Consider the following 13,408-nt stretch of genomic DNA (forward strand, 5'->3'; position numbering starts at 1 on the left):
GCAGCAGCGTCAGTCGCGCTCGAAAACCTTGGCGCCGGGGTAGACGCGCCGGGCGTACGCGACCACCCACTCCCGGTCCTGGGTCTCCAGGAACGGCGTTCGGATCTTGCACGACCCGATGATGAGGTGCCACAGGCCGTCCAGCTTCTGAATGTTGACGATCATCGGAGTGTTCCTCGTAGATCCCGCGTTCCAGGTGGCATTTGCTTGTCGCGATCGTTTCGCGACTCACGCTTCGGAGCAGTGATCCCGATCACGGAACTCATGCGCATCCGTTGACGTAGCTGCGAGTTTAAGAATCGCCTGCCACCGCTCAACTGTACACGCGTCAGCACAGGACATCACAACGAATGAGAACGGCATACCAAGGTATGTTGTGGACGCGCCGATCCTCATGCCGCGGTGACGTCGAATGCGCGCTGATGTGAATGCGTAAGATGCGGTAGGGCGGATTAGCGAAGCGCAATCCGCCCTACGATTTCTCCGCTGCCTGTTCGGAATTACGGTTCCCGATTCGCGCCGACGCCGAGTGAGCCGATGGCGTCGGCCGCGGCATCCATGTCGGCCGCCGTGATCGGCTGGTCGACGATGAACAGATAGCATCCGGCCGAGACGACGCCGATCAGGGCGCCGACGACCAGCGCCGGCACGAACGAACCGGTCGTCTGCACGATCAGGCCGGTCACGGTCGGCGCCAGCGCGCCGCCGAGATAGCCGCCGAAATTCTGCACCGAGCCGATCGAGGCGGTGCAATTGGTCGGGACCGCGACCGAGCTCAGAGCCCAGGCGCAGGTGCTGGTCACATAGACCAGGAACAGCGAGATCGAGATGAAGGCGATCGCCAGCGCGTTGCTCTCGACATAGGCCGCGGCCACCGTGCACGCGGCTGTGCCGAGCAGGGCGATCGCGGCCGGATAGCGCCGGCTCCGCAGCGGCTCGACGCCGTGCCGCACCAGGAAATCGGCGATGTATCCGCCGAGCACGCCGCCGACCACGCCGCAGGCGAACGGCACCGCGGCGGCCCATCCCGTGTACTTCACGCTCATATGGCGTTCGATCTCGAGATAACCCGGCAGCCAAGCGGTGTAGATCCAGGTCAGGTAGATGCAGCCGAAATAGCCGAAGATCATGCCCCAAGTGGTGCGGAAGCGGAACAGAAGCGACCAGTCGCGGAATGTGACCTTGGTGCGCCCGCCGGGCGGATCGGCTTGCGTCCGGTAGGCATTCTCCTGCGCGGTGAGCGCGACCTGCTCGGGATTGCGATAGAGCAGGTACCAGCAGGCGGCGACGACAAGGCCGGCGACGCCCATGATCACGAACATCGCGCGCCAGCCGAAGGTCAGCATCAGGTAGGTCAGCAGCGGTACGGCGATCGCGGTGCCGAGCGATGATGCGCAATTGAACACGCCGGTGGCAAGCCCGCGGTCACGCTGATTGAACCAGTCGCGGACCACGCGCGCGCCGGTCGGAAATTGCGGGGCTTCGCCGATTCCGAGCAGGACGCGGGCGCCGAAGAACTGGCCGAAATTCTGCACCAGCCCGCCGACGAGCTGCGCCAGCGACCACAGGCTGAGGCCCATGGTGAGCAGCAGGCGCGGGCCGAGCCGGTCGACCATCGCGCCGGTGGGGAGCTGCGAGAACGCGTAGGCCCAGAGGAACGCCGAAAGCAGATAACCCATGTCCGCAATGGACAATCCGAGTTCCTCGCGGATCAGCGGATTGGCCACCGCAAGCGTCGCGCGATCAATGTAGTTGACGACCCCGGCAACGACCAGCAGAGCCAGCGCGACGCGCTGAATCGATTTCAGACGTGGCGTCGCAAACTGCATTCCCGACATGATTCGTTTTTCCTCACCTGTTGTTTTGCCGGACAGTATCGGCGCAGCTGGCGTCGAACCAGAACGGAAGTTGCCAAGCCTGCGTTGCGATTTCGACATGGACGACATGTTGCTCGCGGTCCTGATCGCCTCTCCGCTACGACCATCGGTCTCGCGCTCGCGATGATGTGATTAGCAACCATGCAACGTTCCACAGGCGCATCGCAGCCGGCGCACGCAATCCGGGCATCGGTGCCGGCTTCATCGCACTGTCATCAGTGGCTGCGAGGCAACCGGCGCGGCCTCATGGCTTGACAAGAGCTGGCGAGCCGGGGTTCGGGTTCCGGTCGCTGGCGTCGAAGTGCTACAGTGCCGCTGACCTCCGTAGCGAAAGGCCTTGTCATGTCCGAGTCCACTGCAGATTTCGCCACCACCGCGCTGAGCGGCTATGAGCTGCTCGCCGACCCGCAGTTGAACAAGGGCACGGCGTTTTCCGAGGCCGAGCGCGAGGCATTCGACCTGCATGGCCTGCTGCCGCCCAACATCCTGACGCTGGACGAGCAGGTCTCGCGCCGTCTCGAGGCGTTGCGCGGCTACGAGACCGACATCGAGCGTTATGCCTTTCTGCGTGAATTGCAGGACACCAACGAGACGCTGTTCTACGCGCTCCTGGTCGGCAACTTGGAAGAGCTGCTGCCGATCGTCTACACGCCGACCGTCGGCGAGGGCTGCCAAAAATTCAGCCGGCTGTTTCGCAAGCCGCGCGGGCTGTTCCTCAGCATTCCTCACCAGCACCGGATCGACCGCATTTTCGCCCATCCGCGCTTCGATCACGTCGAGGCGATCGTCGTCACCGACGGCGAGCGGATTCTCGGCCTCGGCGACCAGGGCGCCGGCGGCATGGGCATCCCGATCGGCAAGCTCGCACTCTATACCGGCTGCGGCGGCCTGCATCCGGCGACGACGCTGCCGATCATGCTCGATGTCGGCACCGACAATCCGGACTGCCTGGCCGATCCGCTTTATATCGGCTGGCGCAACGAGCGCGTCCGCGGCCAGCAATATGATGACTTCATAGAGGCATTCGTCTCGGCCGTGATCAAGCGCTGGCCGCGCGTGCTGTTGCAGTGGGAGGATTTCGCCAAGAACAACGCGACGCGCATGCTCGAGCGCTATCGCGACCGGCTCCTCACCTTCAACGACGACATCCAGGGCACCGCGGCGGTGGCGACCGGCGCCTTGCTTTCCGCGATCAACGTCACCGGTGTGCCGCTGACCGAGCAGCGCGTCGCCGTGCTTGGCGCCGGCTCGGCCGGCTGCGGCATCGCCAGCCTGATCCGTGTCGCGATGATTGATGCCGGGCTGTCGGAGAGCGAGGCCGCAAAACGCTTCTTCATGGTCGACCGCGACGGGCTGCTGCTCGAAGGCATGAGCGGGCTCGCGCCGTTCCAGCTGCCGTTCGTCCAAAACAAGGAGGCGATCGCCGGCTGGCAGCTCAGCCATCCCGACAAGATCGCGCTGCTCGACGTCGTGCGCAACGCCAAGCCGACGGTCCTGATCGGCGTCTCCGGCCAGGCCGGCGCGTTCTCCGAGCCGATCGTGCGCGCGATGGCCGAGTGCAACAAGCGGCCGGTGATCTTCCCGCTGTCCAATCCGACGTCGCGCGAGGAGGCAACGCCTTCCGACATCGAAGCCTGGACCGAGGGGCGGGCGCTGATCGGCGTCGGCAGCCCGTTCCCGCCGATCATGCGCGACGGCGTGCGCTTCAAGGTCGACCAGACCAACAACTCCTACATCTTCCCGGGCGTTGGCGTCGGCGCGCTCGCGGTGGGCGCCAGCCGGGTCAGCGACGGGATGTTCATGGCGGCCGCCAAGGCATTGGCCAGCGCCTCGCCGGCGCGCAACAACCCGAAGCACAATCTGCTGCCGCCGGTCAGCGCGCTGCGCGAAGTCTCACAGACCGTTGCGCTCGCGGTGGCGTTGCAGGCGCACAAGGAAGGGCTCGCCAAGGATATTCCGATCGACCAGGTCGAAGCCCGCATCCAGGCCAAGGTCTGGACCCCGCGCTACGTACCGCATCGGCGCAGCGTGGCGGGCTGACGAGTAGCGCCATCCGTCGCGTATTGGCGCGATATGCGTCGGCTCAGAAATCCGCGTGTCCAAAGGGAGCGGTGAACCTTCGACGCCGCTCCTGCTCAACCTATTCGCATCAGGCGTTAGCGAAGCCAATTCCCGCTGGTCAGCGTGCCGCTTTGCTCCAGCGGCGGCGCCACCTTCACGACCGCGCTGCCGGTGGCACCGTCGCGCAGCAGTGTGAACTTCACCTCCTGGCCGATGCGGGCGAGGCCGATCAGATTGCGGAGCTGCGCCGCGGTGCGGATCGGGCGGTCGTCGGCCATGGTGATGACGTCGCCTTTGCGCAATCCGGCCCGCTCTGCCGGCGAATCCGCCGCGATTTCGGCGATCACGGCGCCTTCGGTGCGGCCCCTGTTGCTGGACGGATGGAGGTCCCGCAGCGCAACTCCAATCCGGCCACGCTCGACCCGTCCCGTGGCGATGATCTGCTCCATCACGCGCCGTGCCATGTTGACCGGGATCGCAAATCCGATTCCGACATTGCCACCGGCCGGCGAGATGATCGCCGAGTTGATGCCGATCAGCTCGCCGCGCAAATTGACCAGCGCGCCGCCGGAATTGCCGGGATTGATCGCTGCATCGGTCTGGATGAAATCCTCATACCCCTGCTTGCCTAGCCCGGTGCGCCCCAGCGCGCTGACGAGGCCCGAGGTCACGGTCTGGCCGAGGCCGAACGGATTGCCGATCGCGAGTACGAAGTCGCCGACCTCCAGTGCGTCGCTATCGCCGAGCGGCAGCGCCTTGAGTCCGCCAGGATCCTGGATCCGCAATACGGCGACATCGGTCGGCGGGTCGCGCCCGACCACCTTGGCGGAGAACTGACGGCCGTCCTTGGTCGTGATCTGGACGACCGAGGTGCCTTCGACCACATGATTGTTTGTCAGCACATAGCCGCGCTGCGCGTCGACGATCACACCCGACCCGGTGGCGTTGACCTCCTTCTCGATCTGCTTCGGGATGTCGAAGAACTCACGGAAGACCGGGTCACGGTAGAGCGGGTTGTCCTCGCGAATCCGGCCGTGCACGGAGATGTTGACGACGGCCGGGGTGATCTGGCGGACCAGGGGCGCCAATGTCGGGACCGAACCGCCGGTCCTGAGATCCGGGATCTGGCCCGCGGCAGGACTGGTCGCCGACAGCACCAGCAGCAAGACTCCGATCGAGAATGAACGCATGCGAGCCATCTTCGTCACCCCGTTTTTCGCGTAGGTTCGAATTTGGAAAACTTTGTGGCCGCGCGGCAAATGCTCGCCTCGACGCCTTATCCGGCAATGGCTCGACTAAAGTTTTAGCCGTTGCGTTCCCTTCAGTTGGAACTTCCGGTCCGCCGTATCGTTTGCGTTCAAACGACCCAAACGGTCAAAAATTCATCCGGGGGCTTGTCCAAGGGAGACGCCCCCATGGCAATATTTGGCCCATCAATTGGCCTCGACGCCAGCCAGCTCACGCCATCCGAACACCAGCTCCAGCTGCGCCGTGCGGTGATCGCCTCCACGGTCGGGACCGCGATCGAGTGGTATGACTTCTTCCTCTACAGCACCGTCACCGGCCTGGTGTTCGCAAAACTGTTCTTTCCGCATTCCGACCCCTGGGTCGGTACGCTGGAGGCATTCGCGATCTATGCGGTCGGCTTCGTCGCGCGCCCGATCGGCGCCGCGATCTTCGGGCATTATGGCGACCGCATCGGCCGCAAGTCGACCCTGATCGCGACGCTGCTGCTGATGGGCCTTGCGACCGCTGCGGTCGCATTGGTGCCGACCTATTCCAGCATCGGCATCTGGGGCGCGGTGATCCTCACCGTGCTGCGCTTCATCCAGGGCGTCGGCGTCGGTGGCGAATGGGGCGGCTCGGTGCTGATGTCGATGGAGTGGGCGCGCAATGATCGCTCCCGCGGCCTGGTCGCGTCATGGCCGCAGTTCGGCGTGCCCTGCGGGCTGTTCCTCGCCAACCTTGCCGTGCTGGCGTTCAGCCAGATGTCGGGCGAGCAGTTCCTGGCCTGGGGCTGGCGCATTCCGTTCGCGCTCAGCATCGTTCTGGTCGGAGTCGGTCTCTATATCCGGCTCGGCATTCTGGAAACGCCCGTGTTCAGCAAGCTGCTGGCCGAGCGCCAGCTCGACCGCACACCGATGCTGACCGTCATCCGCGATCATCCAAAGGAGATCCTGCTGTCCGCCTTCGCGCGGATGGCCGAACAGGCGCCGTTCTATATCTTCACCGCTTTCGTGTTTTCCTACGGCATCGGCACGCTGCACGTGTCGCGCGACTTCCTGCTGACCGCCGTGCTCTCGGCCTCGGTGCTGTCGTTCGTCTCGATCCCGGTGTTCGGGCACCTGTCCGACCAGATCGGCCGCAAGAACATGTACATGATCGGCGCGGTCGTGACCGGAATTTTCGGCTTCATCTATTTCGCAATGCTCAACACCGGATCGGCGGCGATCATCTTCCTTGCGATCGTGTTGTCGCTGATCCCGCACGACATGATGTACGGGCCGCAGGCCGCCCTGATCGCCGAGAGCTTCACCGGACGGCTGCGTTACAGCGGCGCCTCGCTCGGTTACCAGCTCGCATCTGTCATCGCCGGCGGACCGGCGCCGCTGATCGCGGCCTGGCTGTTCGGCAGCTATCATTCGGCAACCGCAATCGCGATCTATGTCGCGCTCTGCGCCGTCATCACGCTGGTCGCGACCGCGCTGATGACCGACTACACCGGCAAGGACATCAATGCCGCAGCCGCGCACCGGCGGTGAGTTCGAGACAGCAAGGGAGAAGACGATGGTGAAATGGCGCAAGGAATCGGCACTCGATCTCTACAACCTCGTCGCGGCGATCTTCCTGCTCGCTGCGCCGTGGCTGTTCGCACACGCCAACCCGACGGCCGCGATCGATCTCAGGATCAGTGGCGCCGCGATCGCGATCATGTCGCTGGCGGCGATCGCAGCGTTCTCAGTCTGGGAGGAATGGATCAACCTGGTCGTCGGATGCTGGCTGATCGTCTCGCCCTGGCTGCTCGGCTTCACCCACACCCGCGCGATGCATTTTGCCATTGCGGCGGGTGCGGTAGTCGCGTTCATGGCGCTGCTCGAGCTGTGGCTCGAGTACGAGAAGACGCATCTCGGGTCGGCAGCGTCGCAGGCCACAGCAAAGCATTAGAAGCTAGCAGCCGCGGCAGATGCCTCTGATCTTCCGATCGACGATCGCGTCTTCCTGATCGATGGTCTGCTGCGACGCCGCTGCCGCGGGGATGTCGGCGGCGCGCGGCTGGCGATGGCCGACCGGCGCCGACCATGGCCGCGTCGCCGTCTCGTTTGATGCGTAGGCGCTAGGCTCCTGCACCGATACCTGTGCGAAGCAAGCTGTCGCCATTGTCGCAGACAGGATTGCGGCCAGGCCAACCTGCCTGCCAAGCCGCCGACAATTGCTCATGAGAATCTCCATACCGTCATCGCCGCGCTTGCAGGCGGCCCTGATGAAATGGAGTGCCTCTGTCGTTCCGATATTCCCGCTCGATGCGCGTGATGAAGCGCTCTCGGTTCGGTGATCGCACGTGATGAAATAATGATAGGGCGATGACGCTCCCTAGTCACAGGAGCCGAGCTTGGTCGGCTTCACCCATTGCGGAGAAACCCAATGACCAAATTGACCCTCGTGACGGTTGCTCTGGTTGCGGCAGCTGCGTATTCGGCTCAGGCGTCCGCCGCCGGCAGCAATGCTGCGGCGCGGCGCGCCCATGCTCAGGCGACGACACCGGTCAGCAGCAAGACCACCGATTGCGTGCGGGCGCCGAACGTCGGCTCGTTCGCAACCGCGCCCTTCACCGAACCGCCCTGCATGCCCGGCACGATGCGCTGAGTACACGCCGCGCAAAGCCCCGGACCTTTGGTCCGGGGTTTCCGGGACGATACAAGGGCGTCGGGAAGGGGCCGGGATTGAGCGTGACCCGCCTCACAGCCAGGCTGATGCGATCGTGTGACGACTGCGGCGTCGGAGCTGGTGCATGGTGCCCGGCCCGAGTTCAAGGAGACGTCGCATGACACGCAATTCGCTTCTTGCCTTCGTTGCCGTTGTCGCGTTCGGCGTGACCGCGCTGAACTCCGCGCAGGCGGGCAGACTTCCCATGGCGCCGCCGAAGAATGTGGGCGCGAAACTGCCCCCGGGCGGCTCGGGCGGCCCGCATCGTCAGCCGATCGATCCGTCGCCGGGCCTCGGAAGTGGTTATAGCGGCGACAGTGCCGGTGGCAGCGGAGGCGGCGGATATTTGGGCGACCCCAATCATCCCGGCCATGAGCAATTCTGAAAAAGCAAACGGCCCCGAACCAGGTTCGGGGCCGCAGCCTGATGATGAGGCGAATCCGGGGTCTATTCCGGCTTGCCGATCGTCACAGTGAGCTTGCCGACGCCGTCGACGCCGCATTCGAGCTTGTCGCCGACCTGCAGCTGCGAGACGCCCGCGGGCGTGCCGGTCATGATGAGGTCGCCGGCGGCGAGCTTCACCTGCTGCGACAGCTGCCAGATGATCTCAGGCACGTTCCAGATCAATTCGGTGAGGTCGCCCTTCTGGGCTTCCTTGCCGTTGACGGTGAGCCAGATCTTGCCCGCGGTCGGGTGACCGATCTTGGAAGCCGGCTGGATCGCGGAGCAGGGCGCCGAATAGTCGAACGACTTGCCGACCTCCCAGGGCCGCTCCTTCTTGCGCGAGGCGATCTGCAGGTCGCGGCGGGTCAGGTCGATGCCGACCGCATAGCCGTAGACATGCTCGAGCGCCTTGTCGGCGGGAATGTTCAGCCCGCCGCTCTTCATCGCCACGACCAGCTCGACCTCGTGATGCAGGTCCTTGGTCAGCGGCGGATAGGGGATCGTCGCACCATCAGGCACCAGCATGTCGGCATGCTTGCCGAAGAAGAACGGCGGCGCGCGCTCGTCATTGCCCATCTCCCTGATATGCTCGAGATAGTTGCGTCCGACGCACCAGATGCGGCGGACCGGATAGGTGCCGGATTCGCCGACAACGGGAAGCGAGGGCTGCGGGGGAAGCGGAATGACGGTGGAAGCGGCGTTCATGAACGGGTCCCGAAGGGTTGAAGGAGGCAGCGCGGGCCGTGTTTACGCGGTTACGGCGCTGGGGGCTAGGGGCTGCGGCTGCACCAGACGCAGATGTGAGGCGAGCTTTCCGCCGGGTGTGCCCATCGCTGGCCGGCGGTGATGCCGATGCGGAAATGGCTTTCCCTCGGCGTTGCGCTGGTCGCAGCGGTCCTGGTCGCCGCCGCCGTCCGTTTCTTTGTGATCACCCCGGAACGGATCGACCGCGGGCAGAACAAGGTCCAGCACGTGGCCGTGGACATCGCGCCCGCCGCACAGGCCCTGCAGGCGAGCCTCGATGTGGCGGACATGCATGCCGATAGCCTGTTGTGGAAGCGCGACCTGCTCGCGCGATCCGACCGCGGCCATATCGACCTGCCCCGCCTGATCGAGGGGCATTACGCACTGCAAGTGTTCTCGTCGGTGACCAAGTCGCCGAAGGGCCAGAACTACGACGCCAATGGCGGCGACAGCGACACGATCACGAACCTCGCGATCATCGATCTGCAACCGCCGCGGACCTGGTTCTCGCTGCTGCAGCGCTCGCTGTGGCATGCCGAGAAACTGCAAGGCTTCGCCGAGCAGTCGGCCGGGCGGCTTCGCGTGATCAGGACACCGGCCGATATCGATCGCCTGCTTGCCGACCGCACCAGCGGCGCGACGGTGGTCGGCGGCATGCTGTCGATCGAGGGCTTGCATGATCTCGAGGGCAAGATCGAGAATCTCGACGTACTCTACGCCGCCGGCTTCAGGATGGCCGGCCTCGCGCATTTCTTCGACAATGATGTCGCGGGCTCGATGCATGGCGTCGCCAAGGGCGGCCTGACGCCGCTCGGCCGCCGGGTGGTGCAGCGGATGGAGGCGATCGGCATGATCGTCGACCTCGCCCATGCCAGCCACGCGGCGGTTGCCGACGTGCTGGCGATGGCAACACGACCGGTTGTGTCAAGCCATGGCGGTGTTCAGGCGACCTGCAAGATCAACCGCAATCTCACCGACGACGAAGTCAGGGGCATTGCGCGTACCGGCGGTGTGGTCGGCATCGGTTTCTGGCAAGGGGCGGTGTGCTCGCTCGATCCGAGCAATGTCGCTAAGGCGATCGCCCATGTCCGCGACCTGGTCGGGATCGACCATGTCGGCCTCGGCTCGGATTTCGACGGCTCGACCACCACGGGCTTTGATGCCGGCGGGATCGTCGCCGTCACCCAGGCGCTGATGTCGCGCGGATTCTCCGATGACGACGTCCGCAAGGTGATGGGCGGCAACGTCCTGCGCGTGCTGCGCGCAGGCCTTGTCGCCAAGGACGACAGGCAATGAGCCTCAGCCGGTGGCGCTGATCGGCGCCAGTGCCAGCGGCGACGGGTCGTGATGGTGCTGCAGGCGGAAGAACGAGGCGTAGCGGCCGCCGCGGCGCAGCAGCTCCTCATGCCGCCCGCGCTCGACGATCGTGCCCCCCTCGACCACCAGGATCGCATCGGCATGCATGATGGTGTGCAGGCGGTGCGCGATCACGATCGTGGTGCGGCCCTGGCAGAGATGCTCGATCGCCTCCTGCACCTGCTTCTCGGATTCCGAGTCGAGCGCGGCGGTGGCCTCGTCTAGCAGGATGATCGGCGCGTTCTTGATCAGCGCGCGGGCGACCGCGATGCGCTGGCGCTGGCCGCCGGACAGCTGCGTGCCGTGCTCGCCGACCGGCGTATCGTAGCCGAGCGGGAAGCTCATGATGAAGTCGTGCGCGCAGGCCGCCTTGGCGGCGTCGATGATCTCGGCCTCGGTGGCGCCCTGCTTGCCGAAGGCGATGTTGGCGCGGATGGTGTCGCGGAACAGATAGACGTCCTGGCCGACATAGGCGGTCTGCTGGCGCAGCGACTTGCGCGAGACCGACAGGATCGACTGGCCGTCGATCAGGATCTCGCCCTCGCGCGTCTCGTAGAAGCGCAGCAGCAGTGCGAGCACCGTCGACTTGCCGCCGCCGGAGGGGCCGACCAATGCGGTGACCTTGCCGGGCTCGGCTGTGAAGCTCATGTGGTTCAGCACCGGCTCGCTCGGCCGGTAGGCGAAGCCGACATCGCGCAGCTCGATCCGCGCGTCGGACAGTTTCAGCGCCGGCTTGTCGTCGTCGGCTTGCTCGCTTGCCGGGCTGTCGACCACCTCGAGCAGCATGCGCGCGCCGACCAGCTGGCTGTTGAGATCGATATTGAGCCGCGCCAGCCGCTTGGCCGGCTCGGTCGCCATCAGGAAGGCGGTCAGGAAGGTGAAGAACTGGCCCGGCGTCGAACCGAGCGCCACCACGCTGTAGCCGCCATACATCAGACAGCCGGCGACCGCGAAGCCGCCGAGCATCTCCATCAGCGGGTTGGAGCGGTTGGCGACATGCGCCATCTTGTTGGCGTTGCGCTCGACGATCGCGATGTTCTCGTCGATACGCTGCTGCATGGCATCTTCCAGCGTGAACGCCTTCACGGTGCGGATGCCCTGCAGCGATTCCTGCATCGTCTCCATGATGTCGGCGGTGCCGGTGAACTGGTTATAGGCAAGGCCCTTGATCCGCTTCACCAGCTTGCGCAGCACCAGCATCGCCGGCGGCACCGCGACGAGTCCGATGAACGACATCAGCGGGTCCTGCCGGACCATGACCGCGACCATGCTGATCAGCATCAGGAAGTCGCGGCCGATCGCATTGACCAGCATGTTGAGCACGTCGGTGATCGACTTGGCGCCGGCGGTGAGCCGCGCCAGGAACTCCGACGAGTGCCGCTGCGAGAAGAAGCCGATGCTCTCGCTCATCAGCTTGGCGAACAATTGCCGCTGGTTCCGCGCCAGGATGGCGTTGCTGATCTTCGACAGGATCACCATGTGGCCGTAGGTCGCCACGCCCTTGATGAACAGCAGGATCACCGTGATCCCGGCGAACATCGCGATGCCGGGGATGTTCTTGTCGACATAGGCTTGGTTGATGACTTGGCCGAGCACGTAGGTGGCGCCGGCTGTCGCGCCGGCCGCCACAGCCATCAGGGCGAACGCCGTCAGATAGCGCCGCCAGTAGATGATCCCCTGCTCCGTGACCAGGCGGCGAATCAGGATCGCCGCGCCATAGGGATCGTCGGTAATCTTCTTTGGAAACTGAGCCATCCGCGTTCCATTGACGGCGGGTAGCGCCGGCCGTCAGGTTGCGGTCCTCCTTGCCCGCTTGGCGGGGCTTTTTCAAGTCCAATAACGACTTGATAACGGCTTGATTTTTAGGCCGATTCTGCCTGTCGCGCGGCGCCGCCGCGCTCCCGGAACAGCTTCTCCTCCCAGGCCAGCGCGTGGCTCGCGATGGTCTCGAGATCATCATACCGCGGGGTCCAGTCGAGAACTGAGCGGATCCGCGCCGTATCGGCCACCATGGTCATGATGTCGCCGGGCCGGCGTCCGGCGTAGGCGACCGCGAAATTGCGCATCGAAACCCGGCGCACCGCCTCGATGGTCTCGAGCACGGAATAGCCGCGGCCATAGCCGCAATTCATCGTGGCCGATTGCCCGCCGCCGCGCAGATAGGACAACGCCGAGCGATGCGCCTCGACCAGGTCGCTGACATGGATGAAGTCGCGCACGCAGCTGCCGTCCTGGGTCGGATAGTCGGTGCCGAACACGTCGATCTTGGCGCGCTGGCCGGTCGCGGCCTCGACCGCGATCTTGAGCAGATGGGTGGCGCCGATGGTGGAAAGGCCGACACGGCCCTTCGGGTCGGCGCCGGCGACGTTGAAGTAGCGCAGCACGACGTAGCTCATGCCATGGGCGGAGGCGACGTCGTGCAGCATGATCTCGGTCATCAATTTCGATGAGCCATAGGGCGACAGCGGCCGGGTCGGCGCGATCTCGGGCACCGGCACCTGGTCCGGATTGCCGTAGACCGCCGCGGTCGAGGAGAAGATGAAGCGACTGATGCCGCCCTTCACCGCCGCATTGAGCAGGCTGCGCGTCGTCATGGTGTTGTTGCGGTAATAGCCCAGCGGATCGCGCATCGAGTCCGGCACCACGACGGAGCCGGCGAAATGGATGATGCTGTCGATGCCGTGCTGTGCGATCACGCCCTCGACCAGGTTCTCGTCGCCGGCATCGCCGATGAACAGCGGAACAGCTTCGGGCAGGAACGCGGAGAAGCCGGTGGAGAGATTGTCGATCACGACGACGCTCTCGCCGGCATCGACCAGCGCATGAACCATGTGACTTCCGATATAGCCGGCACCGCCGGTCACGAGCACGGTCATGGTGAGAGCTCTCCCGATATCTTTAACCGACGATGCTAACGGGAGTGCGGTGAAGAGGGGGTTTCGCCGCGGCCGAACTGGCCACTATGCTTAATGTTGCGTATAGGAACTGGCACGAAACGGAGA

Annotated in this window: 13 protein-coding genes; 6 read left to right on the plus strand and 7 right to left on the minus strand. The window is 64.9% G+C overall.

Going from position 1 to position 13,408, the window contains the following annotated elements; genetic code table 11:
• Window positions 1-9 precede the first annotated feature (9 nt).
• Both ACVW17_RS21315 and ACVW17_RS21320 read right to left on the minus strand, forming a co-directional pair.
• Window positions 10-165, minus strand: coding sequence for a hypothetical protein (locus ACVW17_RS21315; protein WP_456753747.1), 156 nt, complete (start codon window positions 163-165; stop codon window positions 10-12).
• A 335-nt stretch (window positions 166-500) separates the two neighbouring features.
• Entirely contained in the window at window positions 501-1,838 is a 1,338-nt protein-coding gene (locus tag ACVW17_RS21320) for an MFS transporter (protein ID WP_456753748.1), read from the minus strand.
• 381 nt (window positions 1,839-2,219) lie between these two features.
• On the opposite strand from ACVW17_RS21320, the gene ACVW17_RS21325 reads away from it, so the two are divergent.
• Window positions 2,220-3,917: an NAD-dependent malic enzyme gene (locus ACVW17_RS21325; protein ID WP_456797842.1), complete on the plus strand. Its 1,698-nt coding sequence runs from the start codon at window positions 2,220-2,222 to the stop codon at window positions 3,915-3,917.
• Window positions 3,918-4,033: 116 nt separating this feature from the next.
• Here ACVW17_RS21325 and ACVW17_RS21330 read toward each other — a convergent pair whose 3' ends face one another.
• Window positions 4,034-5,137, minus strand: a complete 1,104-nt coding sequence (locus ACVW17_RS21330; RefSeq protein WP_456753750.1) for a trypsin-like peptidase domain-containing protein — start codon at window positions 5,135-5,137, stop codon at window positions 4,034-4,036.
• Window positions 5,138-5,353: 216 nt separating this feature from the next.
• Here ACVW17_RS21330 and ACVW17_RS21335 point away from each other — a divergent pair, with 216 nt between their 5' ends.
• Both ACVW17_RS21335 and ACVW17_RS21340 read left to right on the plus strand, forming a co-directional pair.
• Window positions 5,354-6,700 (plus strand): MFS transporter, encoded by a 1,347-nt coding sequence (locus ACVW17_RS21335; RefSeq protein ID WP_456753751.1) that lies wholly within the window; start codon window positions 5,354-5,356, stop codon window positions 6,698-6,700.
• Window positions 6,675-7,103 carry an SPW repeat protein gene (locus ACVW17_RS21340; protein ID WP_456797843.1) on the plus strand — a complete coding sequence of 143 codons (429 nt, stop codon included), beginning with the start codon at window positions 6,675-6,677 and terminating at the stop codon, window positions 7,101-7,103. Before ACVW17_RS21335 ends, ACVW17_RS21340 begins: the two co-directional genes overlap by 26 nt.
• Before the next feature lie 3 nt (window positions 7,104-7,106).
• Here ACVW17_RS21340 and ACVW17_RS21345 read toward each other — a convergent pair whose 3' ends face one another.
• Window positions 7,107-7,376, minus strand: a complete 270-nt coding sequence (locus ACVW17_RS21345; RefSeq protein WP_456797844.1) for a hypothetical protein — start codon at window positions 7,374-7,376, stop codon at window positions 7,107-7,109.
• A gap of 204 nt (window positions 7,377-7,580) precedes the next feature.
• Here ACVW17_RS21345 and ACVW17_RS21350 point away from each other — a divergent pair, with 204 nt between their 5' ends.
• Together ACVW17_RS21350 and ACVW17_RS21355 are read left to right on the plus strand one after the other, a co-directional pair.
• A complete protein-coding gene (locus ACVW17_RS21350; protein ID WP_456753754.1) occupies window positions 7,581-7,802 on the plus strand; it encodes a hypothetical protein in 222 nt (73 codons plus the stop codon).
• 178 nt (window positions 7,803-7,980) lie between these two features.
• On the plus strand, window positions 7,981-8,247 hold the full coding sequence (locus ACVW17_RS21355) for a hypothetical protein (RefSeq protein ID WP_456753755.1): 267 nt from the start codon (window positions 7,981-7,983) through the stop codon (window positions 8,245-8,247).
• Window positions 8,248-8,309: 62 nt separating this feature from the next.
• Here ACVW17_RS21355 and ACVW17_RS21360 read toward each other — a convergent pair whose 3' ends face one another.
• Entirely contained in the window at window positions 8,310-9,011 is a 702-nt protein-coding gene (locus tag ACVW17_RS21360; protein WP_456753756.1) for a fumarylacetoacetate hydrolase family protein, read from the minus strand.
• 147 nt (window positions 9,012-9,158) lie between these two features.
• Here ACVW17_RS21360 and ACVW17_RS21365 point away from each other — a divergent pair, with 147 nt between their 5' ends.
• Window positions 9,159-10,346 (plus strand): dipeptidase, encoded by a 1,188-nt coding sequence (locus tag ACVW17_RS21365; RefSeq protein ID WP_456753757.1) that lies wholly within the window; start codon window positions 9,159-9,161, stop codon window positions 10,344-10,346.
• A 3-nt stretch (window positions 10,347-10,349) separates the two neighbouring features.
• Here the strand turns inward: ACVW17_RS21365 and ACVW17_RS21370 are convergent, their stop codons facing one another.
• Together ACVW17_RS21370 and galE are read right to left on the minus strand one after the other, a co-directional pair.
• Window positions 10,350-12,161, minus strand: a complete 1,812-nt coding sequence (locus tag ACVW17_RS21370) for an ABC transporter ATP-binding protein (RefSeq protein ID WP_456797845.1) — start codon at window positions 12,159-12,161, stop codon at window positions 10,350-10,352.
• A 107-nt stretch (window positions 12,162-12,268) separates the two neighbouring features.
• Window positions 12,269-13,282, minus strand: a complete 1,014-nt coding sequence (galE, locus tag ACVW17_RS21375) for a UDP-glucose 4-epimerase GalE (RefSeq protein ID WP_456753759.1) — start codon at window positions 13,280-13,282, stop codon at window positions 12,269-12,271.
• Window positions 13,283-13,408 lie beyond the last annotated feature (126 nt).

Source organism: Bradyrhizobium sp. USDA 4473, from assembly GCF_054063335.1.